Here is a 24,563-nt window from a genome sequence, read left to right as displayed (position 1 = left end):
CGCAGCAGCCCCGGGATCTCGAATCAGAAGAAAGTCCCGACGATCAACTGCATGTAGGTCCCGGCATCCCGCCCACCCAGCTGCGTGCCGCCATCGGCCGCACTGCGCTCCGGTTTGTAGAACCCTACCAGCGGGCTGATCAACAGGTGGTCGTTGACCATCCATTCCACATACAGGTCCAGCTCCCGCCCACCCAGGTTGCCCTGGTCGGTGTCCAGCGTATCGAAGTCGAAATACAGTGCGCCCACGGTCAGGTTGTCCCGTGGTTTGCCCTTGAGCGCCACATGGTGCACCTGGCTGTTGCTGTTGAACGGCCCGGCATAGTTGGCCGCCACTTCACCCTGGAACCAGGTGCCATAGCCACGGCTCAGGCCATAGAACAGCGGGTCGAAATCCTCGGAAAAACGGCTGTAGCGGTAGGTGGCGGTGTGTGACCAGGGCAGTTCGGAGAAGGTCCAGTTGCCCTCCAGGTACCAGGCGTTTTCCCGCCCGCCGGTTTTGTCCTGGGTCACGTACTCGGCGGCCAGCTCCAGGTCTTTCACCCCCAGGTTGCCGCGCCCGCGCAAGCTGGCGGTGTCCATGCCGTCGCGGTGTTCCAGGCCCATGATCTGCGCGTAGCGCTGGTCCACGTCGAGGCCGCGGATCCAGCTCAGGCCCACGGTGCCGGCGTCGGTGACGTGTTCCAGGTTGGCCACCGCCAGCGAGGTGTCGGCCTGGTAGTGGTTGTCGGACTTCAGCCACATCAGGTCGCTGCGCCAGCCTTGCTTGCCGCCCAGGCGCAGCACGGCCGTGCGGTCGAAGGCCTTGCGTGCGGCCAGGTAGTAGGCGCCGCCGCGGTCGAAGTTGGCGCCCAGGTCGACCTTGCCCAGGTTCACCGGGTCGCCCTGGATCAGGAAACCGTCGCCCAGGGTCACCACTTGGCGGCCGCCGGAAATGTCCACGCCGTCTTCACCCAGGGCCGGGAACAGGTTGGCCGAGCGCCAGCCCAGGTACAGGTCTTCGACGGCGGTGCGGCGCTCGTCACCCAGGGTCAGGCCGGCGGCGTCGCCATCGCCCCAGGTAGCGGAGCTGAGCAGGTTGAAGGCGCCGTAGAGCGCGCCGCTGTCGGCCAGGGCCTGGCTGCCGCTGAGGCCGTACTTGACGTAGCCTTCCTGCCAGGCGGTGCTGCCGGGCTTGCGGTTGCCGGCCAGGTTGAAGCTTTCGTCGCTGTGGAAGGCGCCGAACAGGGCTTCGAGGTCGGCGTTGAGGGTGGTGCCGTCGTGGTTGTACAGCTCGTAGGCCTGGGTGACGGGGGCGGCGAACAGCAGGGCCAATGTGCAGGCGAGAGTGTGCCTCATGGTGTGCTCCATGTTTTTGTTGTTGTTTTCGGGGTTGCCTGTACCGGCCTCTTCGCGGGTAAACCCGCTCCCACAGGGATCGCACAAGGTTCAGGCTTGTGGTGATCCTGTGGGAGCGGGTTTACCCGCGAAAGGGCCGGTACAGGCTGAAGATCAGAGCTTGATCAACACCGACTTCAGCTCGGTGTAGTGCTCGATGGCAGCGGCCCCCATCTCACGGCCGACGCCGGACATCTTGTAGCCGCCAAACGGCAAGGCAGGGTCGAGGGCGCTGTGGCAGTTGACCCACACCGACCCCGACTTGATGCGCGGGATCATCCGGTGCACGGCGGCCAGGTCGTTGGACCAGATACTCGCACCCAAGCCATAGGGGTTGTCGTTGGCCATGCCGATCACTTCGTCGATGTCATCGAACGGCATTGCCACCAGCACCGGCCCGAAGATCTCTTCCTGCACCAGGCGGTGGCGCTGGTCGACATCGACGATCACCGTCGGCTTGACGAAGTAGCCCGGCCCGAAGCCCTCGCCACCGCAGGCGATGGTCGCGCCCAGCTCGCGGCCAAGCTCGATGTAGCCGGTGACGCGGTCCTGCTGCTTGGCCGAGATCAGCGGGCCCATCTGCACCGCCGGGTCCAGGCCGCTGCCCAGCTTCATGCCGTTGGCGATGCCGGCGATGTCGGCCACCACATTGTCGAAATGCTTGCGGTGCACATATAGCCGCGAGCCTGCGCAGCACACCTGGCCCTGGTTGAAGAAGATCGCCGTGGCCGCGCCGGCGGCGGCTTCCTGCAGGTTGGCGTCGGGCATGACGATAGTCGGCGACTTGCCGCCGAGCTCCAGGGTGACGCGGGTCATGTTGTCCATGGCCGCCTTGCCGATCAGCTTGCCGACCTCGGTGGAGCCGGTGAAGGTCAGTTTGTCCACGCCAGGGTGGCGGCTGAGCGCGGCGCCGGCGTTCAGGCCGGTGCCGGTGACCACGTTGAACACACCAGCCGGGTAGCCGGCTTCGTCCACCAGCTCAGCCAGCTTGAGCACGCTCAACGGTGTTTCGTCAGCGGGCTTGAGCACCACCGTGCAGCCGGTAGCCAAGGCCGGGCCGAGCTTCCAGCAGGCCAGCAGCAACGGGAAGTTCCAGGCGACGATGGCACCGACCACACCCACCGCCTCGCGGCGGACGAAGCCGTGGAACTGGTCGTTGGGCATCAACGGCATCGAAGCTTCAACGGTGCTACCTTCGATCTTGGTGGCCCAGCCGGCCATGTAGCGCAGGAAGTCGATGGCCAGTTGCACGTCCATCACCTGGGCCACGGCGGCGCTCTTGCCGTTGTTCAGGCATTCCAGCTCGGCCAGTTGGCGGGCGTCGCGCTCCATCAGGTCGGCCAGGCGCCACAACAGGTTCTGCCGTTCGCGCGGGCGCAGGCGGCTCCACGGCGAATCATCGAAGGCCTGGCGTGCGGCACGCACCGCGCGGTCGACATCTTCGGCCTCGGCGGCGGGCACTTCACCCAGCACCTCGCCAGTGGCCGGGTTGCGGAACGACAGGGTGCGACCGCTGGCGGCGTCCTGCCAGTCGGCGCCGATGCGCATCTTCAGCTTGCGTTCGAGAAAGGCGCGGGTGGCGGGCAGGATGGGCAGTTCGGAAAGCATGGGACGGTGCCTCTTGTCATTGGATGTGACGGGCACAGGCGCAATGGGCGTGCCAAGGTCGGCAGATGGCCGCAAGCCGTTGAACGGGTTGGGTTTTGTCCTGGTGCAAGGTCGGGATTGCAGGGTTGCGCTGTTGCACATTGAGACGCTGTGAGACGGTGGTGAAACAGTGGCTGTTCCGGCCTCTTCGCGGGCACGCCCGCTCCCACAGGGAATGCGCAATGCCTAGGGCCGATGCGATACCTGTAGGAGCGGGCAAGCCCGCGAAGGCCTGCGCAGCAGGCCCCTGTCTCAGGATGAAACACCCTGTCGCGAAATGGCACGCTGCAATTGGCCATCTCTGCTGGCAGCAAAGCCCGGAAAACCAGCTAAAAGCTTGAAAGGAAACATTTTTACAGCACCTGGCACAGTTCCTGTATCGCAACTGTCACATGCACACCTGCTGTACCAAAGCGTGCGACAACGATAAGAACAACAACCGTGGAGGTCTGACCTTGAAGACGACTCGACTCCGGCGGCATGCGGGCAAACTGGCGCTGGTCGCCGCCGCGCTGCTGAGCACCCAGGCCATGGCGGCCGAGCAGGGCCCGAGCCTGTTGCAGAACAAGTGCATGGGGTGCCATATCCCCGAAGGCAACGACACCTACAGCCGTATCAGCCACCAGCGCAAGACCCCGGAAGGCTGGCTGATGAGCATCGCCCGCATGCAGGTGATGCACGGCCTGCAGATCAGCGACGATGACCGCCGCACCCTGGTCAAGTACCTGGCCGACAAGCAGGGCCTGGCGCCCAGCGAAACCGATGGCGTGCGTTATGCCATGGAGCGCCGGCTGAACACCGTCGAGCAGTTCGACACCCGGCTCAGCGAAACCTGTGGCCGTTGCCACTCCGGTGCCCGTGTCGCCTTGCAGCGGCGCCCGGCCAAGGAATGGGAGCACCTGGTCAACTTCCATCTCGGCCAGTGGCCATCCCTCGAATACCAGGCCCAGGCGCGTGACCGCGACTGGTTGCCGATCGCCCTGCAGCAAGTGGTGCCCGACCTTGCCAAGCGCTACCCGCTGGAAAGCGCGGCGTGGGCGGAATGGCAGAAGGCCAGGCCCAAGGCCGATGCGCTGCCGGGCCAGTGGGCATTCAGCGGCCACATGCTGGCCAAGGGCGATGTGCGCGGGGTGATGAGTGTCACGCCTGACCAGGGCGACACCTTCAAGGTCGAGGTCAAGGGCGCTTATGCCGACGGCACACCGTTCAATGGCAGTGGCTCGGCGATCCTCTACAACGGCTATGAATGGCGTGGCAACGTCAAGGTCGGCGACGCCAACCTGCGCCAGGTGTTCGCCGCGCTGGATGGCGAAATGAAGGGCCGCATGTTCGAGGCCGACCACGATGAGCGTGGCCTGGACTTCACTGCAGTGAAGGAGGGCAAGGCGCGCCTGCTGGCGGTACAGCCGGCATTCATCAAGGTCGGTGGCGAAAGCGAAATCACCCTGGTCGGCAGCGGCCTGGCCGGCAAACCGGACCTGGGCGCTGGTGTGGAGGTGACCGAAGTACTGGAGCAGACCCCGACCCTGGTACGGGTGAAGGCCCGCGCTGCAGTCGATGCCAAGCCTGGCCAGCGCGAAGTCGCCGTAGGTGCGCTCAAGGGCGTCAACCTGGCGGTCTACGACAAGGTCGAGGAAGTGAAGGTGGTGCCGGCATTCTCCATCGCCCGCATCGGCGAAAACGGCGCCTCGGTGCCCAAGGTGCAGGGCCGTTTCGAGGCCGAAGCCTGGGGCAAGGACGCCAATGGCCAGCCGCTGCGCATCGGCTACCTGCCGGCCAGCTGGAAGGTCGAGCCGTTCAACGAGCGTGCGGTCGAGGACGAAGACGTCAAGTTCGCCGGGAAGATGCAGGCTGATGGCGTGTTCGTGCCCGGCGGCGCTGGCCCCAACCCCGAGCGCAAGATGATGACCAACAACGCTGGCAACCTGAAGGTCATCGCCACCCTGGCCGACGGTGGCCAGACGGGTGAAGGGCACATGATCGTCACCGTTCAGCGCTGGAACAACCCGCCGCTGCCGTAACGGCAGGGGGCTTACGGTTTTCCAACGGATCGATTATCGGGAGGTCGCCATGGGCGCACTACTGAACCTGGTCGAACGCAACCTGCATGAAGTGCAGGTCGATGCCGACCGCATGCTGTTCCATATCCCCAGCAGTTCGCTGTTCACCGCCGACGCGGTGACCGGCGGCATCATCGACACCCTGCGCCAGCAAGGCTGCTCGGCCGAGGAGCTGATGCAGCGCCTTGGCCAGCAGTTTGCCGGCGACGATATCCAGGACACCCTGCGCGAACTGATCGCGCTGGAACTGGTCAGCGACGGCTCGCCGCTGACCCCTGAAATCGCCCTCAAGCAGGTCGAGCGCACTGCGCTGAACACCGTGGTGCTCAACGTCAACACCGGCTGTAACCTCAGCTGCACCTACTGCTACAAGGAAGACCTGGACAAGCCGTCCGCAGGTAAGAAGATGAGCACCGCCACCGCTGAAGCCTCGGTGGAGATGCTGCTCAAGGAGTCGCCCGACGAGGAGCGCTACAGCGTGGTGTTCTTCGGTGGCGAGCCGCTGTCCAACCGGCCGCTGATCGAGCACATGGTTGCCTACTGCGAGCGGCGCTTCGCCGAGGCGGGCAAGCAGGTGGAGTTCATCATGACCACCAATGCCACGCTGCTCACCGAAGAGATCATCGACTGGCTCAACGCCCACCGTTTCGGCCTGTCGATCAGCATCGACGGCCCCAAGACCGTGCACGACCGCAACCGCATCACCGTGGGCGGGCAGGGCACCTATGACGTGGTGCGGCGCAAGGTCGACATGCTGCTGTCGCGCTACCACAGCCGCCCGGTGGGGGCGCGGGTCACGCTGACCCGTGGCATCACCGACGTCGAGACCATCTGGAACCACCTGTTCAACGAGCTGGGCTTCGCTGAAGTCGGTTTTGCCCCGGTTACCTCCGGCGACATGGCCAACTTCAACCTTACCGGCGAAGAACTGGTGCAGGTGTTCGCCAACATGAAGGCGCTGGGCCGACGCTACCTGGAGGCTGCGCTGGAGCACCGCAACATCGGCTTCTCCAACCTGCACCAGTTGATCACCGACATCCACGAAGGCCACAAGAAGGCCCTGCCGTGCGGCGCCGGGCTGAAGATGCTGGCAGTGGACCACGAGGGCGAGCTGAACCTGTGCCACCGCTTCACCGGCTCCAGCCTGCCGACCTTCGGCAACGTGCACCAGGGCGTGAAGCAGGCACAGCTCAACGACTTCCTGTCGCAGCGCCTGGACCGCAGCAACACCGGCTGCGACAGCTGCCGCATCCGCAACCTGTGCTCCGGTGGCTGCTACCACGAAAGCTATGCCCGCTACGGCGACCCGCAGCACCCGACCTACCACTATTGCGAACTGATGCGCGACTGGGTCGACTTTGGCATTGAAGTCTACAGCCGCATCATGGCCGCCAACCCGGCCTTCATCGATCGCTACATCACCCCGCGGAAGGCGCACTGACATGAAGCACTTGAAGCCCCTGAACAACAAGGCGCGCATCCTCGAGCAGGCCGCCGCCGAAGACCGCGTCGAAGAAGTCATGGCCATGAGCGCGGTGGCAGGCTGCACCGCCACCACCGACCCGGGCTGGGAAGTGGACGCCTTTGGTGGCGTGAGTTCGCTGTGCCAGCCGATGGAGGCCGACCTGTATGGCTGCTCCGACCCTTGCTGGTGGCCGGCCCAGGTGCCGGACATGATGAGCACCTATCAGGACTGGAACGCCCAGGCGAGCAACTCCGCCGAAGACTGGCGCAACCTCGGCACCGTGTTCCCGAAAGACAAGTGACCGGCCCAACAAGAACGACAAGGGGAAACCGCATGAAAGCTGGACGCTGCGCGTCACTCGCGCTCACCATCGCCGCCACGGCCTGCGCCGGGCTGGTACAGGCCGCCGACACCGGGCCGGCGCTGAAGGCTGGCCACGAATACATGATCGTGACCAACTACCCGAACAACCTGCACGTGGTCGATGTGGCCAGTGACACGGTGTACAAGAGCTGCGTCATGCCCGACAAGTTCGGCCCCGGCACCGCGATGATGGCGCCGGACAACCGCACCGCCTACGTGCTCAACAACCACTACGGCGACATCTACGGCATCGACCTGGACACCTGCAAGAATACCTTCCACGCCAACCTGTCCAGCGTGCCGGGTGAGGTGGGCCGGTCGATGTACTCGTTCGCCATCAGCCCGGACGGCAAGGAGGTGTACGCCACGGTCAACCCGACCCAGCGCCTGAACGACCACTACGTGGTCAAGCCACCACGGCTGGAGGTGTTCAGCACCGCCGATGGCCTTGAGGCCAAGCCGGTACGCACCTTCCCGATGCCGCGCCAGGTGTACCTGATGCGTGCGGCGGACGATGGCAGCCTGTACGTCGCCGGGCCGGACATCTACAAGATGGACGTGAAGACCGGCAAGTACACGGTAGCCTTGCCGCTGCGCAACTGGAACCGTAAAGGCTACAGCGCCCCGGACGTGCTGTATTTCTGGCCGCACCAGAGCCCGCGCCACGAGTTCTCGATGCTGTACACCATTGCCAGGTTCAAGGATGACAAGCAGGACCCGGCCACCGCCGAGCTGCTGTATGGCTACCTGAGCGTCGACCTGAAGACCGGCAAGACTCACACCCAGGAGTTCGCCGACCTGACCGAGCTGTACTTCACCGGGCTGGTTTCGCCGAAAGACCCGAACCAGATCTACGGCGTGCTCAACCGCCTGGCCAAGTACGACCTCAAACAGCGCAAGCTGATCAAGGCGGCGAATCTGGACCACACTTACTACTGCGTGGCCTTCGACAAGAAGGGCGACAAGTTGTACCTGGGTGGCACCTTCAACGACCTGGCGGTGTTCAACCCGGATACGCTGGAGAAGGTGAAGAACATCAAGTTGCCGGGTGGCGACATGTCCACCACTACGCCGCAGGTGTTCATCCGTTAAACCGGTGTTGCTTTCTTCGCGGGTAAACCCGCTCCCACAAGGAGCTCCACAGGGGCTGAATGTGGTGCGGTCCCTGTGGGAGCGGGTTTACCCGCGAAGAGGCCCGCTCAATCAACACAAGAACAACAAGAGACCGCCCATGCCCCAGCCAAGCTACTCCCAGGGCAATCAGGACAAACCCCTGCTTACCCAGTGCATCGGCGACGCCTTCGACACCACCGTCGCCCGCTTCCCCGACCGCGAAGCCCTGGTAGTCCGCCACCAGGCCCTGCGCTACAGCTGGCGGCAACTGGCCGCAGCCGTCGACCAGCACGCCCGCGCGCTGATGGCGCTGGGCGTGCAGCCCGGTGACCGCCTCGGCATCTGGGCGCCCAACTGCGCAGAGTGGTGCATTACCCAGTTCGCCAGCGCCAAGGTCGGCGCAATCCTGGTCAACATCAACCCGGCCTACCGCTCCAGCGAACTGGACTACGCCCTTGGCCAGTCCGGCTGCCGCTGGGTGATCTGCGCCGACGCATTCAAGACCTCCGATTACCACGCCATGCTGCTGGGCCTGGTCCCGGGCCTGGCCAGCGGCCAGCCGGGCAACCTGATCTGCGAGCGCTTCCCCGAGCTGCGCGGCGTGGTCAGCCTGGCCGCCGCGCCACCGCCGGGCTTCCTCGCCTGGCACGACCTGCAAGCCCGAGCGCACGCCGTCAGCCGTGAAGCCTTGGCCGAGCGCCAGGCACAATTGCGCGGCGACGACCCGATCAACATCCAGTACACCTCGGGCACCACCGGTTTCCCCAAAGGCGCCATCCTCAGCCACAGCAACATCCTCAACAACGGCTACATGGTCGGTGAAAGCCTGGGCCTTACCGAGCATGACCGGCTGGTGGTACCGGTGCCGTTGTACCACTGCTTCGGCATGGTCATGGCCAATCTCGGCTGCATGACCCACGGCACTACCCTCATCTACCCCAACGACGCCTTCGACCCGCTGGCCACCCTGCGTGCGGTGGCGGAAGAAAAGGCCACTGCGTTGTATGGCGTGCCGACCATGTTCATCGCCGAACTGGACCACCCGCAGCGTGGCGAGTTCGACCTGTCGAGCCTGCGCACCGGGATCATGGCCGGTGCCACCTGCCCGATCGAAGTGATGCGCCGGGTTATCGGCGAGATGCACATGGCCGAGGTGCAGATTGCCTACGGCATGACCGAGACCAGCCCGGTGTCGTTACAGACCGGCGCCAGCGACGACCTGGAGCGCCGCGTGACCAGCGTCGGGCGTACCCAGCCGCGGCTGGAGAACAAGGTGATCGATGCTGACGGCAACACCGTGCCGCGTGGCGAGATCGGCGAGCTGTGCACGCGGGGTTACAGCGTGATGCTGGGCTACTGGAACAACCCCAAGGCCACGGCCGAAAGCATCGATGAAGAAGGCTGGATGCACACCGGCGACCTGGCGGTGATGGATGAGCAGGGCTATGTGCGTATTGTCGGGCGCAGCAAGGACATGATCATTCGTGGCGGCGAGAACATCTACCCGCGCGAACTGGAAGAGTTCTTCTTCACCCACCCGGCGGTGGCCGATGTGCAGGTGATTGGCGTGCCGTGCAGCAAGTATGGCGAAGAGATCGTGGCCTGGGTGCGGCTGCACCCGGGGCATACGGCCAGCGCGGAGGAACTGCGCGAGTGGGCGAAGGCGCGGATTGCGCACTTCAAGGTGCCCCGGTACTTCCGCTTTGTCGATGAGTTCCCGATGACGGTGACCGGCAAGGTGCAGAAGTTCCGCATGCGCGAGATCAGTGTCGAGGAGCTGTCTGCCGGGTGATGTGTTGCCTGTACCGACCTCTTCGCGGGTAAACCCGCTCCCACAGGTACTGCACAGGCCTCAAGAGCAGTGGAGAACCTGTGGGAGCGGGCGTGCCCGCGAAGAGGCCAACACAGGCAGTAGATGACCTCAGCCTTGCAACAACTCCGGGCTGTTGAAGTTGCTCAACCTGCGATCATCGTCGGCACATGCCAGCCCCTGCACGGCCTCACGCAGCAAGGCCTTCTGCAAACTCCGCTCACCCGCCGCCCAGGCCTGCTCCAGCACCGGCAATACCCGGCGTGGCAGCACACTGAACATTGGCTGCCAGTACCCACCCTGGCGCACCATGGCCGCACTGTCACTGGCCACCGCCAAGCGCAGCAGGTCCTCGATCAACTCCCGGTCAACCAGCGGCGCATCACAGGCCAGCAGCACCACCCATTCATGCCGCGCCACCTTGAGCCCGGCAATCACCCCCGCCAGCGGCCCGGGGTAGTCAGCCTCGGCATCGCCCACCAACTGGTCGGCATACGCCCGGTAGGCCTCCTGATTACGGTTGCAGGAAATCACCAGATCATCGCTGAGTGGCCGTACCACGCGTTGCACATGCGCCACCAGCGGTTCGCCCTGCCAGTCGAGCAGGCCCTTGTCACGGCCGCCCATGCGCTGGCCGCGGCCACCGGCGAGAATGAGGATGGAGCAGGAGGGCAGGGCATCAGGCATGAAAAAGGGTTCCGGGCAGTCATTGCCGGGAACCCTCCCATTTCACGCGGGGCTTGTCCAGTCAGCTTTCGCGGGTCACGGCCTGCGTGTCGGCATTACCCGCCTGGTATCGCTTGGCAAGGCGCATCACCACCACGAAGAACACCGGCACGAACACCACCGCCAGGGTGGCGCTGAGCATGCCGCCGATCACGCCGGTGCCGATCGCCTGCTGGCTGGCCGAACTGGCGCCGCTGGCGATGGCCAATGGCACTACGCCCAGAATGAACGCCAGCGAGGTCATCACGATCGGCCGCAGGCGCAGGCGCGCGGCCTGCACGGCGGCATCGACGGCATCGACACCCTGGTCGGTCAGGCTCTTGGCGAACTCGATGATCAGGATGGCGTTCTTCGCCGACAGGCCGATCAGGGTGATCAGGCCGACCTTGAAGAACACGTCGTTGGGCATGCCGCGCAGGGTCACCGCCAGCACCGCACCGAGCACGCCGAGCGGCACTACCAGCAGTACTGCCGTGGGGATCGACCAGCTTTCGTACAGCGCTGCCAGGCACAGGAACACCACCAGCAACGACAGCGCCATCAGCATCGGTGCCTGGCTGCCGGACAGCCGTTCCTGCAGCGACAGGCCAGTCCATTCCAGGCCGGCGCCGGCCGGCAGCTGAGCCACCAGGCGCTCGATTTCGGCCATGGCTTCGCCCGAACTGTAGCCGGCTGCCGGCTCGCCGGAAATCGACACCGCCGGGTAGCCGTTGTAGCGGGTCAGCTGTACCGGGCCGCTGACCCACCTGGCCTGGACGAATGCGCCCAGTGGCACCATCTTGCCGCTGTCGTTGCGCACGTGAATCTTCAGCAGGTCTTCGACCTGACTGCGCTGGTCGCCTTCGGCCTGCACCACCACCCGCTGCATACGGCCCTGGTTGGGGAAGTCGTTGACGTAGCTGGAACCTACGGCCACGTCCAGCACCGTGCCGATATCGGCAAACGACACGCCCAGGGCATTGGCCTGGCGGCGGTCGATTTCCAGCTGCACCTGCGGGCTTTCCGCCAGCGAGGCTTCGCGCACGTTGGTCAGCACCTTGCTCTTGGTGGCATTGGCCAGCAGCTCGTCGCGGGCGGCCATCAGCTCGGCATGGCCCATGCCGCCGCGGTCCTGCAGGCGGAACTCGAAGCCGGTCGACTCGCCAAGGCCATCGATCGGCGGCGGCAGCACAGCGTAGGCCACGGCGTCCTTGAGCTGGGTGAAGGCCATGGTTGCGCGGTCGGCGATCGACTGGGCGCTGTCGTCGGCACCGCGTTCGGACCAGTCCTTGAGCGTGGTGAAGGCCAGTGCCGCATTCTGCCCGCTACCGGAGAAGCTGAAACCCAGGATCAAGGTGGTGTTGCCCACGCCCGGTTCCTCGGCGTTGTGCGCCTCGATCTGTGCCGCCACCTGTTCGGTGCGCATGCGGCTGGCACCTGGCGGCAGCTGGATGTCGGTGATGGTGTAGCCCTGGTCTTCGGTGGGCAGGAACGCCGTGGGCAGCTGGCTGAAGCCATAGCCCAGCACCGCCAGCAGCAGCGCGTATACCAGCAGGTAGCGGCCGCTGCGCTTGAGCGCCTGCATCACCCAGCGCTGGTAGCCGTTGCTCATGCCTTCGAAGCGGCGGTTGAACCAGCCGAAGAAGCCCTTGCGTTCATGGTGCTCGCCCTTGGCCACGGGTTTGAGCAGGGTGGCGCATAGCGCCGGGGTCAGGCTGAGCGCCAGGAACGCAGAGAACAGGATCGACACGGCCATTGACAGCGAGAACTGCTGGTAGATCACCCCCACCGAGCCTTGCATGAAGGCCATGGGCAGGAACACCGCCACCAGCACCAGGGTAATACCGACGATCGCGCCGCTGATCTGGCCCATGGCCTTGCGCGTGGCCTGCTTGGGCGGCAGGCCTTCCTCGGCCATGATCCGCTCGACGTTTTCCACCACCACGATGGCATCGTCGACCAGGATGCCGATGGCCAGCACCATGCCGAACAGGGTCAGCACGTTGACCGAGAAGCCCATGGCGAGCATCACGGCGAAGGTCCCCATCAGCGCCACCGGCACCACCAGCGTCGGGATCAGGGTGTAGCGCAGGTTCTGCAGGAACAGGAACATCACCGCGAACACCAGCAGCATGGCTTCGAACAAGGTGTTGATGACCTGCTCGATCGACACTTTGACGAATGGCGAGGTGTCGTAGGGAATGTCGTACTTGACGCCTTCCGGGAAGTAGCGCGCCAGGTCCTGCATCTTCGCCCGCACCAGGGTGGCGGTTTCCATGGCGTTGGCGCCCGGCGACAGCTGCACGCTGAAGGCGGTGGCCGGCTTGCCGTTCAGGCGCGTGCCGTACTGGTATTCCTGGGCACCGATCTCGACCCGGGCGACATCGCCGATGGTCACCGTGGAACCGTCCGGGTTGGCGCGCAGGACAATCGCAGCGAACTCCTCGGGGCTGCTCAGCTGGCCCTTGACCACCACGTTGGCGGTGATTTCCTGGGTGCTACGGCTGGGCAGGTCACCAATGCTGCCGGGGGCCACCTGGGCGTTCTGCGCGGCGATGGCCTCGGCCACGTCGTTGGGCGTAAGGTTGAAGCCGATCAGCTTGCGCGGGTCGATCCAGATGCGCATGGCACGTTCCGAACCGTACAGCTGGGCCTTGCCGACGCCCTTGAGGCGGCGGATCTCGTCCATCACGTTGCGCGCGAGGATATCCGACAGGGCGGTTTCGTCGAGCTTGCCGTCTTCGGAGGTGAGGGTGGCCAGCAGCAGGAAGCCGGTGGAGACCTTTTCCACCTGCAGGCCCTGCTGGGTCACCGGGCGTGGCAGGCGCGACTCGACCACCTTCAGGCGGTTCTGCACGTCAACCTGGGCCAGGTCCGGGTTGGTGCCCGGGGCAAAGGTGGCGGTGATGGTGGCGCTGCCCAGGCTGCTCTGCGACTCGAAGTACAGCAGGTTGTCGGCACCGTTGAGCTCCTGCTCGATCAGGCTGACCACGCTCTCGTCCATGGTCGCCGCCGAAGCGCCCGGGTACACGGCGTAGATCTCCACCTGCGGCGGTGCCACGTTGGGGTACTGGGCCACCGGCAGCTGCGGGATGGCCAGGGCACCGGCCAGCAGGATGAACAGGGCGACCACCCAGGCGAATACCGGGCGGTCGATGAAGAATTGCGGCATGAGTCAGGCCCTCACTGGCCAGTGTGCTGTGCGATGGGCGGTGCCCCTGATGCGTTGTCGACCTGCACCTGGTCACCGGCCTTGACGTGTTGCAGGCCCTCGACCACTACCTGCTCGCCGGGGGCCAGGCCTTCGCTGACGATCCAGCGGTCGCCCTGGGCGCTGCCCAGTACGACCTGGCGGTCGCTGACCCGGGCCTGCGGGTCGACCACCAGCACCTTGGGCACGCCGGCGCTGTCGCGCAGGATGGCGCGCTGCGGCACGCTCAGGCCCTTGGGCTGAACAGCCTGCTCCAGGCGCACGCGCACGTAGCTGCCGGGCAGCAGGTCGAGGTCCGGGTTGGGGAACTCGCTGCGCAGGGTGATCTGGTTGGTGCTGGGGTCGACGCTGATGTCGGAGAACAGCAGCTTGCCCGGCAGCGGGTAGGTGCTGCCGTCGTCCTGGATCAGCGTGGCACGGGCCTGGCCGTCACCGACCTGCTGCAGCTCGCCTGCACGCAAGGCGCGGCGCAGGGCGTTGAGTTCGCGAGTCGACTGGGTGACATCGGCGTGGATCGGGTCCAGTTGCTGGATGGTCGCCAGCGGCGTGGTCTCGTTCTGCCCGACCAGCGCACCTTCGGTGACCTGGGCGCGGCCGATACGGCCGGAAATCGGCGCGGTCACGGTGGCGTAGCCGAGGTTGAGGCGGGCGCGCTCCAGGGCGGCCTTGGCCTCGGCCACTGCGGCATCGGCCTGCAGGTAGCTGGCCTTGGCGTTGTCGTATTCCTGGCGGCTGACGGCCTTGTCGTCGACCAGCTCGCGGTAGCGCTGCTCTTGCAGGCGCGCCTGGTACAGGGTGGCCTCGGCCTTGGCCAGGGTGGCGCGGGCACTGTCATGGTCGGCCTTGAACGGTGCCGGGTCGATCAGGAACAGCACATCGCCCTGCTTGACGTCGCTGCCTTCGCGGTATACCCGCTTGAGCACCACGCCCGCGACCCGCGCGCGCACTTCGGCGGTGCGCGGCGCGAGGATGCGACCGCTCAGCTCACTGCTGATGGCCAGTGGCTGCAGTTGCAGGGTTTCCACCCGCACTTGCGGGGTGGGGGCTTGCTCATCCTGTTCGGCGCTGTCGTCGCAGCCGGCCAGGGACAGGCTCAGAAACGCCAGAAGCGCCAATGGGCGCAGGCGTGGGGGGAGGGTAGTAGACATACGGATCTTCCGATGATGACCGCCTGTATGCTACGGCAGGCGTTCCTTGGGTGGCTGTTAATACCTGTAGGACGAGTGTGAAAAAGTGTGAAGAACAATCCTGTCTACCTGTAGTGTTCTATATCCTGAGTATTCCTGTGCCGGCCTCTTCGCGGGTAAACCCGCTCCCACAGGGACCGCACAGCATCTGGAACCTGTGTGGTCCCTGTGGGAGCGGGTTTACCCGCGAAGAGGCCGGCAAGGCCTACCTCAACCCAGATTCCCAAGCGCCTATGCCGAATATTTTCCTGGTCGAAGACGACAGCGCCCTGTCCGAGCTGATCGCCAGTTACCTGCAACGCAACGACTTCCATGTTCAGGTGATCGCCCGTGGCGATCATGTGCTGGACGAGTATCGTCGGCAAAAGCCTGACCTGGTCATCCTCGACCTGATGCTGCCGGGCATCGATGGCTTGCAGCTGTGCCGCCTGCTGCGCCAGGAGTCGCAGGGCCTGCCGATCCTGATGCTGACCGCCCGCGATGACAGCCACGACCAGGTCCTGGGCCTGGAAATGGGCGCTGACGACTACGTGACCAAGCCCTGCGAGCCGCGTGTGCTGCTGGCCCGCGTGCGCACCCTGCTGCGCCGCAGCAGCGTCAACGAGCCGCGCCTGGACAACGACCTGATCCTGATCGGTGGCCTGCGCATCGACCTGGCCGAGCGCACCGTGAGCTGGCGCGGCGAAGAGGTGGAGCTGTCCAGCGGCGAGTACAACCTGCTGGTGGTACTGGCGCGCAATGCTGGCGAAGTGCTGAACCGCGACCGCATCCTGCAGCAGCTGCGTGGTATCGAGTTCAACGGCACTGACCGCTCGGTGGATGTAGCCATCTCCAAGCTGCGGCGCAAGTTCGACGATAACGCCGGCGAAGCGCGCAAGATCAAGACCGTGTGGGGCAAGGGCTACCTGTTCAGCCGCGTCGAGTGGGAGTGCTGACCGCCCATGCTGAAGATACTGGTGCGGCTGTACCTGGTGATCATCGTCGCCTATGCCGGTGCGCTGTTGTTCATCCCTGACACCATCGTCGGCCTGTTCCAGGACCGCTTCATGGCTTACAACCTGGACCAGGCCAAGGGCGTGCAGTCGTTGATCGTGCGCCAGTTCCGCCAGGCCCCGCGCGAGCAGTGGCCGGCAGTGGAGCAGGAGCTGGCCAGTGATTTCGCGCCGCTGGAACTGCAGCTGCTGCGCATGGACCAGGCCGACTTGAGCGAGGATGAGCAGGCGCGCCTGGAGCACGGCCTGTACGCCGTGCGCATTGCCGAATGGGGTTATTACGAGACGGTGCTGGCGCCGCTGGACAAGGAATGGCTGGTGCGCCTGCACTCACCGCCAGACCCGCTGGACATCAACGTGCTGTCGTGGGGCGTGACCGTACTGATCGGTGCGGCCATGCTCGGCTGCCTGCTGCTGTGGGTATGGCCGCACTGGCGCGACCTGGAGCGCCTCAAGGAAACCGCCCGGCGCCTGGGCCAGGGGCAGATGGCCGAGCGTACGCACATTTCACCGCACTCCAACATCGGTGAGCTGGCCGGGGTGTTCGACACCATGGCCAGTGACCTGGAGCGCCACGTCAACCAGCAGCGCGAGCTGCTCAATGCAGTGTCGCACGAGCTGCGCACGCCGCTGACCCGGCTGGATTTCGGCCTGGTGCTGCTGTTCGACGAAGTGCCGCCGGCCAGCCGCAAACGCCTGCTGGGGCTGGTGGGGCATGTGCGGGAGCTGGATGAGCTGGTGCTGGAGCTGTTGTCCTACAGCCGGCTGTACAACGCCGACCAGGCCCGCGAGCGGGTCGAGGTGTCGTTGCTGGAGCTGGTCGACAGCGTGCTCGGTGGCTTTGCCGAGGAACTCGATGGCCGGGGTATCCAGTGGGAGGTGCGGGCCGAGGGTGATTTGCCGCGTTTTGTGCTGGACCCGCGGCTGACGGCACGGGCGGTGCAGAACCTGGTGCGCAATGCCATGCGTTACTGCGACGAGAGCCTGTTGCTGCGCTTGCGCCTGGAAGAGGATGGTGCCTGCCTGGTGACGGTCGAGGATGACGGGATTGGTATTCCGGTGGAGGAGCGCGAACGGATTTTCCAGCCGTTCTACCGCCTGGACCGTAGCCGCGACCGCAATACCGGCGGGTTTGGCTTGGGGTTGGCGATCAGCCGGCGGGCGATCGAGGGGCAAGGCGGCACCTTGACCGTGGCGCAGTCGGCGCTGGGTGGGGCACAGTTCCGGATTCGCTTGCCTGCCGGGTGATGGGTTGCCTGTGCCGGCCCTTTCGCGGGTAAACCCGCTCCCACAAGGACCGCACAGATTTCAACCACTGTGGCGCACTTGTGGGAGCGGGTTTACCCGCGAAAGGGCCGGGCCTGCTAACCCTGCTCTGCCAGCTGGCTGGACCACAGCACAAAGCGGTCCTTGCCACTGTGCTTGGCCTCGTACAGCGCCTGGTCGGCGCGCACCAGCGCCGTTGTCAGGCTGTCGCCCTGGTCCACCCGGGCCAGGCCGATGCTGATAGTCACCGGGTGCTCGCCAACGTCCTCGCGCACCCGTTGGCACAACGCCGCCACCCGTTGCTCGGCGCCTTGCTGGTCCAGCCCGTGGAAAAAGATCGCGAACTCCTCACCGCCCAGTCGGGCAAACTCGTAACCGGCCATGCTCACTTTGATATGCAGGGCCACGCGCTTGAGCACTTCATCGCCCACGTCATGGCCGAAACGATCATTTACCCGTTTGAAGTTGTCGATGTCGATCATCGCCAGGTACTGCTCGGCCGTTGCCAGGCGCAGCTGTCGGCCCGCCTGGGCCATGAACGAGCGGCGGTTGGGGATTTCGGTCAGGGCGTCGACATAGGCCTGTTCCAGCAGCACCTTGGACAGATAGAAGTTGTGCAGCTTGGCCTTGCGCATCTGCAGGTAGCTGTAGATGACCAGGCCGCTGAGGAACACCGCGTAGCTGAACAGCATGGCGCCTTCGAGCGCGTCCGCTTCGATACGGGTGTGGTAGAACGGGTTAAGCACCAACCAGGTGATGGCCATGGCACAGAAGAACGACCAGCGCCGAACCGGGAGCACCGACACCGCATACAGCACGGTGGAGACCCCGAGTACCAGCCACACCGGGCGCAGGGTCACCGGGATGCCATCGATCACCAGGCGCATGCCCACAGTGATGGTGGCGATGAACAGCAGGTTGAGCACGTCGAAGTGATGGCTGCGACGGGTAAAGCGCAACACCACGGTGAGGCTGATGAGCAGGGTGATGAACAGATAGGACAGCCAGGTGAAACCCTGGCCGCCGAGGAAGCTGACGATCAGGTCGAACACCAGCCAGATCAGGATGCTGACGCAGAACACCAGCAGGCAGAACGGGCGCATGGCTTCGAATTCGTGCTGGCGGAATTCGGCGCGCAGGGCGGCGGGGGCGACCTGTTTGCGAACGTGGGCTTCGATGGTCTTGAACATCGCTGGGCTCCTGAGAGTACTGCTTTACCAGGCCTGGCCCTTTCGCGGGTAAACCCGCTCCCACAGGCCTCCCACAGCACTGGAAATCTGTGCGGTCCCTGTGGGAGCGGGTTTACCCGCGAAGAGGCCGGGCCTGGAGACTCAATTGGTGGGCAGAACACCCCGGGCCCATGGCCGGTAACGCAGGTCGAACACCGCCTCGGCATGGCACCCGCCACCCGTCTTTGGCTGGGCCGGCTCAGCCCTGAACGCCTGCCCTGGCTTGCTCACCTGGCGGAACGCCTCGCGTACCACGCCCACCCGGCACGGCAAGGCCTGTTCGTAACCCTGACTTACCAGCACGGGCAGGCGCCTGGTCCCGGCGCCATCCTGCCACCACACAGTCAAGCCCAGCCCGGCCAGTTGATCCAGCCAGGCGGCATTGACTCGCGGCGACAGTTTGCCGGCGCTGAAGGCACTGATGTGCAATGGCTTGTCCAGCTGCCGGTTGAAGGCCTGCAACTGGCTGTGCAGGGCATCACGGCGTTCGGCCTCGCGAAAATGATGGTCGTCCAGCTCCATGGGCAGGTACCAGCCGTCCACCGGCAACTGCCACCCCTGGCGCAGTTGCTGGTACTGGCTGAGCGAGCGCCCCAGCTGCGCTTTCCAGTAGCTGTTCAGGCCTTCGCCATCCAGCTCGTCGAGGCGCTGGTAGTAGGCCGGGTCCATGTACAGCCCCAGCACCAGTTGCAGCCCCTGGGCACGCGCGCTGCGCAGGCTGTTGGCCAGCCAGCCCTGGGCGCCGCCGAAATCGCTGTCGCCATAGGCGCTCCATTGCACGATCAAGGTCTTGCCGCCCTGGGCCACGGTGGCGTGCCACAGTTGCTGCCACTGGGCGGGGGTGACATTGGCATCGCGGTTGAGGGGTTGGTAGAACAGGCGCTGATCGGCGCTGGCCGGCAGGCACAGAGCAAGCAGGCAGAGGGCCAGGAACGTACGCATCAGAAGGTCATCTCCGCACCGACCAGCACGCCGTTGGCGCGCTCGTATAGATTGCCGCCCAGCGATTGCTGGTACTCGGCACGCACTTTCAGCGAACCGCGGTAGGCGTTGTAGCGATCGTCATCGAACCACCATTGCCAGCGCACACCAACCCCGGCCCTGGTGTCCTGGCGCCAGTCGTTGCTCGGGTCCTGGCTGGAAAACTCGACAAAGCCATAGGGCATGATGGTTTGCGGTGAGCTGCCCGGCAGCTTCCAGGCGTGGCCCTGTTGGTAGCGCGACAGCCAGGCGTGGTCGCCGGCACGGGTCCACCAGGCGGCGTCGAGGTAGAGGAAGCGCTCGTTCCAGTCGTCTTCATCGACGCGCCAGTCGTTGCGCCAGTCGCCCTGGTCGAGAAACGAGGCGGTGGCACGCAACAGCAGGTCGTTGCTCGATTCGGCGTGGTGACGCAAATCGCCCCAGTTGCCACCGACCTTGGCCGGGCTCAGCAGCTGGCCCAGGCTCAGGCCGCGGTAGTGCTCTTCGTCGATCTGTCGCTGGTGGTACAGCTCGGCATACAGGTTGAGGTTGGCCTGGCCGAGTGGCTTGTAGCGCAGGCCGACGCCGGTACCCATGCTTTGCGCATAGTCGGTGCGGCTTTGCCCACCGAACAGCACCCGGCCATACACCGACAGGGTGCTGCCGTTGCGGCTGGGCTCTTCGCCCAGGGCGTGGTCCCACATGGCCAGTTGCACGTTCTGCGATTGCGCGCGGCGCGAAGTGCCGCTGCGCTGGCCATTGTCGAGGAACTTGTCGTTGGTCGAGGTGCCGGCCGGCGACCAGGTGCTGGCCAGGGTGATGGTGTCGCGTCGCGACAGGCTTTCGTGGGCGCGGCGCTGGCGATACTTGCGGGCCTCCAGGCTGCCGTATTCGTCGTCGCCGTCGACCAGGTCCTGCTCCACATCGAGGATGCGGCGCAGTTCCCGGCGCGCCGAAGCGCTGTCTTCGGCTTCGTCATAGCGCAGGGCCAGCGTTTCGCCAAGGCGGTAGTCCTCGGGGAAGTCGTGGGTGGCGCGTTCCAGGTAGGGGATCGACTGGCGGCGCTGGACCTTGTCCGTCGAGCCGGCCAGGCGCATGCCGTAGTCGGCGCGGTAGCGTGGCTGGTCGGGTGCCAGGCGCACGGCTTCGGCCAGCCAGGCGCTGCTCTGGGCACTGTCGCCGGCCAGTAGCGCGGTGCTGGAGGCGGCGTAGTAGTGGTCAGCCCGCGGGTTGTGCGCCAGGGCCTGGCGCTGGAAGCCCAGCGCGGCCTGGTAATCGCCCTGGCGCTGGGCGATGGCGGCACCCAGGGCCCAGTCGTCGGCGCCATTGTGCGCGGCAGCGTCCCAATAGCGCCGGGCCGCTTGCGCGTCGCCAGCGTTCAGCGCGCCACGGGCGGCGGTGAGGCGGGCGTTGTCGGTCCAGGCGCTGTCGGGCAGGCTGCGCCAGATGGGCAGGGCGGCCTCGGAATCCCCGGCTGCCTCGAGGGCGTACGCCAGTGGCAGGCGGTTGCCGCTGTCGCCCAGGCGCTCGGCGGCCTGGTAGTAGACCACCGCTTCGCCGGGCTGGTCGGGCATGGCGCAGCGGCCCAGGGCGCGGTACTGGCCAGGTTCGCTCGGGGTAGCCGGTACGGCCTGGCGCACGGCATCGCACTGGCCAGCCTCGGCCAGGCGGCCGAGCAGCTGGGCACGAGTACCGGCGTCGACCCGAGGGATCAGGCTGAGCATGCGGCGGCTGTCCAGCGGCCCGTCGTTACGCGCATACAGGTTGCCCAGGCGCTGCAGCAGTGACGGCGCAAGGCGGCCCTGGTGACGGTCGTAGGCTTGCTCCAGCAGTTGCCGGGCGCGTTCGCCGTGGCCCTGTTGCGTCAGCAGGAAGGTGGCCTGCTCCAGCGCGGCCAGGTCGCCGCTCTGCCGATAGCGTTGCTCCCATTCGGCGGCGGTGCGTGGTTGAGGGGGCTGTGGCGGGTCGCCGTACAGGCGTTGCCTGAGCACGGCGTAGGCCCTTGGGTCGGTGCTGGCGGTGCAGCCCTTGAACTGCTCGCGCGCCAGCTCCGGGTCGCGGCGCGACAGCCAGTCGACGGTTTCCAGGCAGGGGCGTTGCAGTTGGTTGCTCAGGCGCTGTACCAAGGGGGCGTCGTGGCCTTCGCGGGCCAGCTCCCACAGTTGCTGGCGCTGCTCTGGCTGGTTCAGCTGCGCGGCCGGCAGTGCTTGCAGCCAACGCTGGGCCTGCTGGTTCTGGCCGACAGCGATGGCGCGGTTGGCCATGGCCAGGCGGGCCTGGTTGGCTGCTTCAGGGGAAGGGGCGCTGGGCAGCAGCGCGTTCAGCCCTTTTTCATCCACCTGCTGGATATAGGCATTGGCCAGGCGCTGCCAGTCCTGCGCGGGCAACTGGCCTTGGTCGGCCAGCGGCTGCAGCTGTTCGATGGTTTCCTTCCAGTTGCGCAGTTGTTCGGCGAAGTTGGCCCGGGCCAGGCGCAGCACCTGGCCGTCCCTCTGTGGTGGCAACTGGTTGAGCCAGTCCAGCGCCTTGGCGGCGCCACCGAATTTCGCCAGGCTCAGGCTGTAGGCCTGCCACAGGCGCACCCGATTGGTGCCATCGCTGGTGGCCAGCCATTGTTCCACCTGGCTGGCCGGCGGCGGGTCCTGTTCGATCCAGGTCAGGCGCAGTTCAAGCAGGGCGTTGGCGTATTCGGGGCTGCCGTCCAGCTGTTCGGCCAGGGCTTCGGCCTCCTTGTAGCGGCGCTGGTGAGCCAGGGCCTCCACCAGCAGCGTGCGGGCTTCGTCGTTGTTCGGTACCCGGCCCAGCACGTGGCGGGTCAGGCGTTCGACCTCGGCCCAGTTGTCCTTCTTCGCTTCGCGGTAGCTGCGCTCCATGAACGGGTAGCTGGTGAACCGCTGGAAGTCGGTCATCGGCGCCGAAGCCGAGGCGGGCAGGGCGGCGGAGCATAGCAACAGGCCAGTGAAGGTGAGGGAAAAGCGCGGCTTCATGCCACCTCCCGGGTCAGGTCAAAGGCGGCCTGCTGTTCGCTGGCCTGTTCGGTCAGGGCCTGCTGCAGCACCTGCTCGGTGATGATGCCGCGGGCGATCAGGTGCTCGCCGAGGCTCTGGTGTTCCGGGTCGAAGTCGATCAGCGCCTGGTTGAACAGGGTGACCGGGACCATGCCGCGCACCTGCAGCAGCGCGCCGAGCATTACCTGGTGGTGGCTGACCCGCTCCAGCAGCGCTTCGTCATCCTGGTGGCGTGCGAGGATGGCCAGCATCTCGCGGGTTTCCGGCTTCTGCCAAGGGCTTGGGTAGTGGTAGCGCAGGCCCAGGGTCACCCGGCCCTGGGGCGCCAGGCGGGCGCTGACCGGGCGCTTCAGGTGGCGGCTGATTACCCCCAGCGACACCTGGCTCACCGGGCTTTCGCTGGCCAGCAGCAGCGTGTCGCCGTCTTCGGCCACTGGCAGCACGCCATAGTGCGTCGCCAGCTTGCGCGGCAGTTTGGCGATCAGTTGCGGGTCGAGCTTGAACGGGTTGAGCGGTGCCCAGGGCAGGTCCAGTTGCTCGGCCAGGGTGGCCACCAACTGTTCGCTGTTCAGCCAGCCGCGCAGCAGCAGCTCGCGGCCCAGGCGCCGGCGTACCGGGCTGGTGATCGCCTGTTGCAGCTGTTCGTCGCTGATCAGACCCTTGGCCACCAGGCGCTGGCCCAGCGGCGTGCGAGCGGGGGCGGCGATGGCGGGGAATTCGTGGGTGGTCTTGTCCCAGGCCACACGCCGCGAGTCGCCCATTTCCATCACCTGGCGCAGGGCACGCAGGTTGGCGAAGAAGTTGACGAAGTTGCTCCACATCATCCGCGGCGCCGACAGCAAGCCTTCGCCGATGCCATAGAAGCGGGTGACGAACCAGGCGCGCTGGAACAGGCGGTTGAACAGCATCAGCCCGTTCAGCCACAGCAAAGTGGTCAGCAGCCAGCTGTCGCTGAGGATCGACATGAAGCGCCACGACTCTGGCGCAATCACCGTGACCAGCCACATGGCCAGCAACACCAGCAGCAACAGGTTGACCAGGAAACTCAGCAGGTAGGCGAACAGGCCGCGGCGGTCACGCCAGAGGAAGTAGTTGAGCGCGCCCTTGCGGCTCCAGCCCAGGTTGCTGGTGCCCTGGAAGACGATGCCGACAATCCACCGCGACTTCTGCCGTATGGCATGCTGCCAGTCGCGCGGGAAGTGCTCGCGCACGCAGATCACCTGGGCGAATTCACGGCTCATGCCCGGGCGCCATTCCTGCTTCAGGGTCAGCGCCGGGTCGGTGATGGAATAGCGGGCAAAAATGCACTTCATGCCCTTTTGCTTCAGGCGAAAACCGATGTCGTAGTCTTCGGTGAGGCTCTGCACGTCGAAGGCGATGCCGTCGCCGTCCTCGAGCAGCGCACTGATGGCGCGGCGGCTGAAGCAGGTGCCGACCCCGGCGCTGGGCACCTGGCCGGTCAGTGCCTCGCGCACGATCACGTCCTTGCCGTGGTTTTCGGCGAACTCGTCGACATAGTGGCCGGCGGTGAAACCTTTCCATTCCGGTGCATAGGGGTACACGGGGATCTGGATCATGTCCTTGTTCGGCAACAGGTAGTTGAACAGGCGCAGTTCCATGGGCGAGATCACATCTTCGGCGTCGTGCAGGATGAAGCCGGCGAACTCGATGCCGGCGTCCTGCTGGAAGCGCAGCAGCGCGTCGATGATGTTGTTCAGGCAGTCGGCCTTGCTGGTAGGGCCGGGGCGGGCGCAGACCACCTTGTGCACGTTGGGGTAGTGCAGGCACACCGCGTCGACATCGGCCTGGGTTTGCGGGTCGTTGGGGTAGGTACCGACGAAGATCTGGTAGTTCTCGTAGTCGATGGTCGAGGCAGCCAGGCGCGCCATCTCACCGACCACGCCCACTTCGTTCCAGGCTGGGACCATGATGGCCAGAGGCTTCTCCGGTACCTCGTACAGGCGTTTTTCGTCGGCTTTCTCGTACTTGTCGTAGATGCGAAAACGCCGGATAAGCTTGCGACCCCAGTAGCACAGGTCGATGAACAGGTCATCCAGGCCCAGCAGGAACATCAGCGAGGCCAGGACGATCGCGAGGATCTTCAGGCCGAACAGCACGTAGGTGAGAAAATCGATGAATGCCAGGCTCATGTGGCGGACACCGGCAGGAAG

The 24,563-nt window shown here is 65.6% G+C and carries 16 protein-coding genes; 7 read left to right on the top strand and 9 right to left on the bottom strand.

All coding sequences use genetic code 11. From position 1 onward, the window contains the following. Window positions 1-23 precede the first annotated feature (23 nt). Window positions 24-1,337 (bottom strand): hypothetical protein, encoded by a 1,314-nt coding sequence (locus tag MKK04_RS14595; protein WP_241105606.1) that lies wholly within the window; start codon window positions 1,335-1,337, stop codon window positions 24-26. A 153-nt stretch (window positions 1,338-1,490) separates the two neighbouring features. After that, window positions 1,491-2,984, bottom strand: a complete 1,494-nt coding sequence (locus MKK04_RS14590; RefSeq protein ID WP_046614337.1) for an aldehyde dehydrogenase family protein — start codon at window positions 2,982-2,984, stop codon at window positions 1,491-1,493. Between the two features lie 494 nt (window positions 2,985-3,478). Here MKK04_RS14590 and peaA point away from each other — a divergent pair, with 494 nt between their 5' ends. The 5 genes from peaA to MKK04_RS14565 all read left to right on the top strand — a co-directional run bounded on the left by peaA (window position 3,479) and on the right by MKK04_RS14565 (window position 9,816). Further along, window positions 3,479-5,044 carry a quinohemoprotein amine dehydrogenase subunit alpha gene (peaA, locus tag MKK04_RS14585; protein ID WP_207838209.1) on the top strand — a complete coding sequence of 522 codons (1,566 nt, stop codon included), beginning with the start codon at window positions 3,479-3,481 and terminating at the stop codon, window positions 5,042-5,044. Window positions 5,045-5,093: 49 nt separating this feature from the next. After that, window positions 5,094-6,524, top strand: coding sequence for a quinohemoprotein amine dehydrogenase maturation protein (peaB, locus tag MKK04_RS14580; RefSeq protein ID WP_025339352.1), 1,431 nt, complete (start codon window positions 5,094-5,096; stop codon window positions 6,522-6,524). Window position 6,525: 1 nt separating this feature from the next. Then, window positions 6,526-6,849 (top strand): quinohemoprotein amine dehydrogenase subunit gamma, encoded by a 324-nt coding sequence (qhpC, locus tag MKK04_RS14575; RefSeq protein WP_004375838.1) that lies wholly within the window; start codon window positions 6,526-6,528, stop codon window positions 6,847-6,849. Window positions 6,850-6,881: 32 nt separating this feature from the next. Then, window positions 6,882-8,003, top strand: a complete 1,122-nt coding sequence (gene peaD, locus MKK04_RS14570; RefSeq protein ID WP_063914252.1) for a quinohemoprotein amine dehydrogenase subunit beta — start codon at window positions 6,882-6,884, stop codon at window positions 8,001-8,003. Window positions 8,004-8,142: 139 nt separating this feature from the next. Continuing rightward, window positions 8,143-9,816: a fatty acid CoA ligase family protein gene (locus MKK04_RS14565; RefSeq protein WP_241105605.1), complete on the top strand. Its 1,674-nt coding sequence runs from the start codon at window positions 8,143-8,145 to the stop codon at window positions 9,814-9,816. A 129-nt stretch (window positions 9,817-9,945) separates the two neighbouring features. On the opposite strand, the gene mobA is transcribed toward MKK04_RS14565, so the two are convergent. The 3 genes from mobA to MKK04_RS14550 form a co-directional block, all read right to left on the bottom strand. Next, a complete protein-coding gene (mobA, locus tag MKK04_RS14560) occupies window positions 9,946-10,521 on the bottom strand; it encodes a molybdenum cofactor guanylyltransferase MobA (protein ID WP_233694499.1) in 576 nt (191 codons plus the stop codon). Between the two features lie 61 nt (window positions 10,522-10,582). Further along, complete coding sequence (locus MKK04_RS14555) at window positions 10,583-13,711, bottom strand: efflux RND transporter permease subunit (protein ID WP_233694500.1); 3,129 nt, start codon at window positions 13,709-13,711, stop codon at window positions 10,583-10,585. An 11-nt stretch (window positions 13,712-13,722) separates the two neighbouring features. Beyond that, window positions 13,723-14,898 (bottom strand): efflux RND transporter periplasmic adaptor subunit, encoded by a 1,176-nt coding sequence (locus MKK04_RS14550; protein WP_207832532.1) that lies wholly within the window; start codon window positions 14,896-14,898, stop codon window positions 13,723-13,725. 272 nt (window positions 14,899-15,170) lie between these two features. On the opposite strand from MKK04_RS14550, the gene MKK04_RS14545 reads away from it, so the two are divergent. Together MKK04_RS14545 and MKK04_RS14540 are read left to right on the top strand one after the other, a co-directional pair. Then, window positions 15,171-15,872: a response regulator transcription factor gene (locus MKK04_RS14545; protein WP_003259958.1), complete on the top strand. Its 702-nt coding sequence runs from the start codon at window positions 15,171-15,173 to the stop codon at window positions 15,870-15,872. Window positions 15,873-15,878: 6 nt separating this feature from the next. Beyond that, complete coding sequence (locus MKK04_RS14540; protein ID WP_207832533.1) at window positions 15,879-17,177, top strand: ATP-binding protein; 1,299 nt, start codon at window positions 15,879-15,881, stop codon at window positions 17,175-17,177. A gap of 116 nt (window positions 17,178-17,293) precedes the next feature. Here MKK04_RS14540 and MKK04_RS14535 read toward each other — a convergent pair whose 3' ends face one another. The 4 genes from MKK04_RS14535 to nfrB all read right to left on the bottom strand — a co-directional run bounded on the left by MKK04_RS14535 (window position 17,294) and on the right by nfrB (window position 24,542). Beyond that, entirely contained in the window at window positions 17,294-18,385 is a 1,092-nt protein-coding gene (locus MKK04_RS14535; RefSeq protein WP_241105604.1) for a GGDEF domain-containing protein, read from the bottom strand. A gap of 141 nt (window positions 18,386-18,526) precedes the next feature. After that, window positions 18,527-19,366: a DUF4434 family protein gene (locus tag MKK04_RS14530; RefSeq protein ID WP_241105603.1), complete on the bottom strand. Its 840-nt coding sequence runs from the start codon at window positions 19,364-19,366 to the stop codon at window positions 18,527-18,529. Further along, window positions 19,366-22,371: a phage receptor gene (locus MKK04_RS14525; protein WP_241105602.1), complete on the bottom strand. Its 3,006-nt coding sequence runs from the start codon at window positions 22,369-22,371 to the stop codon at window positions 19,366-19,368. Before MKK04_RS14525 ends, MKK04_RS14530 begins: the two co-directional genes overlap by 1 nt. After that, a complete protein-coding gene (nfrB, locus tag MKK04_RS14520; RefSeq protein ID WP_241105601.1) occupies window positions 22,368-24,542 on the bottom strand; it encodes a cyclic di-3',5'-guanylate-activated glycosyltransferase NfrB in 2,175 nt (724 codons plus the stop codon). The genes MKK04_RS14525 and nfrB overlap by 4 nt, the downstream gene beginning before the upstream one ends. Between the last annotated feature and the right edge of the window lie 21 nt (window positions 24,543-24,563).

Source organism: Pseudomonas sp. LS.1a, from assembly GCF_022533585.1.
Taxonomy (GTDB): Bacteria; Pseudomonadota; Gammaproteobacteria; order Pseudomonadales; family Pseudomonadaceae; genus Aquipseudomonas.
This window is presented reverse-complemented; position numbering and strand designations above follow the sequence as displayed.

Bases quoted from the DNA above. Each gene is read 5' to 3' on its own strand.
- MKK04_RS14595 (WP_241105606.1), bottom strand. From the start codon at position 1,337: ATGAGGCACACTCTCGCCTGCACATTGGCCCTGCTGTTCGCCGCCCCC.
- MKK04_RS14590 (WP_046614337.1), bottom strand. From the start codon at position 2,984: ATGCTTTCCGAACTGCCCATCCTGCCCGCCACCCGCGCCTTTCTCGAA.
- peaB (WP_025339352.1), top strand. From the start codon at position 5,094: ATGGGCGCACTACTGAACCTGGTCGAACGCAACCTGCATGAAGTGCAG.
- qhpC (WP_004375838.1), top strand. From the start codon at position 6,526: ATGAAGCACTTGAAGCCCCTGAACAACAAGGCGCGCATCCTCGAGCAG.
- peaD (WP_063914252.1), top strand. From the start codon at position 6,882: ATGAAAGCTGGACGCTGCGCGTCACTCGCGCTCACCATCGCCGCCACG.
- MKK04_RS14565 (WP_241105605.1), top strand. From the start codon at position 8,143: ATGCCCCAGCCAAGCTACTCCCAGGGCAATCAGGACAAACCCCTGCTT.
- mobA (WP_233694499.1), bottom strand. From the start codon at position 10,521: ATGCCTGATGCCCTGCCCTCCTGCTCCATCCTCATTCTCGCCGGTGGC.
- MKK04_RS14555 (WP_233694500.1), bottom strand. From the start codon at position 13,711: ATGCCGCAATTCTTCATCGACCGCCCGGTATTCGCCTGGGTGGTCGCC.
- MKK04_RS14550 (WP_207832532.1), bottom strand. From the start codon at position 14,898: ATGTCTACTACCCTCCCCCCACGCCTGCGCCCATTGGCGCTTCTGGCG.
- MKK04_RS14545 (WP_003259958.1), top strand. From the start codon at position 15,171: ATGCCGAATATTTTCCTGGTCGAAGACGACAGCGCCCTGTCCGAGCTG.
- MKK04_RS14540 (WP_207832533.1), top strand. From the start codon at position 15,879: ATGCTGAAGATACTGGTGCGGCTGTACCTGGTGATCATCGTCGCCTAT.
- MKK04_RS14535 (WP_241105604.1), bottom strand. From the start codon at position 18,385: ATGTTCAAGACCATCGAAGCCCACGTTCGCAAACAGGTCGCCCCCGCC.
- MKK04_RS14530 (WP_241105603.1), bottom strand. From the start codon at position 19,366: ATGCGTACGTTCCTGGCCCTCTGCCTGCTTGCTCTGTGCCTGCCGGCC.
- MKK04_RS14525 (WP_241105602.1), bottom strand. From the start codon at position 22,371: ATGAAGCCGCGCTTTTCCCTCACCTTCACTGGCCTGTTGCTATGCTCC.
- nfrB (WP_241105601.1), bottom strand. From the start codon at position 24,542: ATGAGCCTGGCATTCATCGATTTTCTCACCTACGTGCTGTTCGGCCTG.